This window comes from Kitasatospora sp. NPDC058162, assembly GCF_042884005.1.
In the GTDB taxonomy this organism is placed as follows: domain Bacteria; phylum Actinomycetota; class Actinomycetes; order Streptomycetales; family Streptomycetaceae; genus Kitasatospora.
This window is the reverse complement of sequence record NZ_JBHVUS010000087.1, coordinates 1-1,482: the sequence shown is the minus strand read 5'-3', so window position 1 is coordinate 1,482 and position 1,482 is coordinate 1. Positions and strand designations below refer to the sequence as shown.

1 protein-coding gene is annotated in these 1,482 nt (G+C 70.3%); it reads left to right on the top strand.

Annotated features, from left to right (window positions below):
• Nucleotides 1-2 precede the first annotated feature (2 nt).
• On the top strand, nt 3-1,482 hold a 1,480-nt coding region (acs, locus tag ACFVXG_RS46110), incomplete at its 3' end, for an acetate--CoA ligase (RefSeq protein ID WP_387936500.1).

Genomic DNA, 1,482 nt, shown 5'->3' with positions numbered 1-1,482 from the left:
CGTTGAGCAACGAGAGCCTGGCCAACCTGCTCAAGGAGGAGCGGCGTTTCGCCCCGCCGGCAGAGCTGGCCGCAGCGGCCAACGTCACCGCGGACGCGTACGCCCAGGCCTCCGAGGACCGTCTGGGCTTCTGGGCCGAGCAGGCCCGCCGCCTCAGCTGGGCCGTCGAGCCGACCGAGACCCTCGACTGGTCCAACCCGCCCTTCGCCAAGTGGTTCGCCGACGGCAAGCTCAACGTGGCCTACAACTGCGTCGACCGCCACGTCGAGAACGGCCTCGGCGACCGCGTCGCCATCCACTTCGAGGGCGAACCCGGCGACAGCCGCTCCATCACCTACGCCCAGCTCAAGGACGAGGTCTGCCAGGCCGCCAACGCGCTGCTGGAACTCGGCGTCCGCAAGGGCGACCGGGTCGCCGTCTACCTGCCGATGATCGCCGAGGCCGTCGTCGCGATGCTCGCCTGCGCCCGCATCGGCGCCACCCACTCCGTCGTCTTCGGCGGCTTCTCCGCCGACGCCGTGGCCTCCCGCATCCAGGACGCCCAGGCCAAACTCGTCATCACCGCCGACGGCGGCTACCGCCGCGGCAAGCCCTCCGCCCTCAAGCCCGCCATCGACGAGGCCCTCACCAAGGCCGACGGCGTCGAACACGTCCTGGTCATCCGCCGCACCGGCCAGGACACCGCCTGGACCCAGGGCCGCGACGTCTGGTGGCACGAGATCACCGCCCGCCAGTCCACCGAGCACACCCCCGAGGCCCACGAGGCCGAACACCCGCTGTTCATCCTCTACACCTCCGGCACCACCGGAAAGCCCAAGGGCATCCTGCACACCTCCGGCGGCTACCTCACCCAGGCCAGCTACACCCACCACGCCGTCTTCGACCTCAAGCCGGAGACCGACGTCTACTGGTGCACCGCCGACATCGGCTGGGTCACCGGCCACTCCTACATCGTCTACGGCCCGCTGGCCAACGGCGCCACCCAGGTCGTCTACGAGGGCACCCCCGACACCCCCCACCAGGGCCGCTTCTGGGAGATCGTCCAGAAGTACGGCGTCACGATCCTCTACACCGCCCCGACCGCCATCCGCACCTTCATGAAGTGGGGCGACGACATCCCCGCGAAGTTCGACCTGTCCTCGCTGCGGGTCCTGGGCAGCGTCGGCGAGCCGATCAACCCCGAGGCGTGGATCTGGTACCGCGAGCACATCGGCGCCGGCACCTGCCCGATCGTCGACACCTGGTGGCAGACCGAGACCGGCGCCATGATGATCAGCCCCCTGCCCGGCGTCACCGAGACCAAGCCCGGCTCCGCCCAGCGCGCCCTGCCCGGCATCGCCGCCACCGTCGTCGACGACGAGGCCAACGAAGTCCCCAACGGCTCCGGCGGCTACCTCGTCCTCACCGAGCCCTGGCCCTCCATGCTCCGCACCATCTGGGGCGACGACCAGCGCTACATCGACACCTACTGGTCCCGCTTCC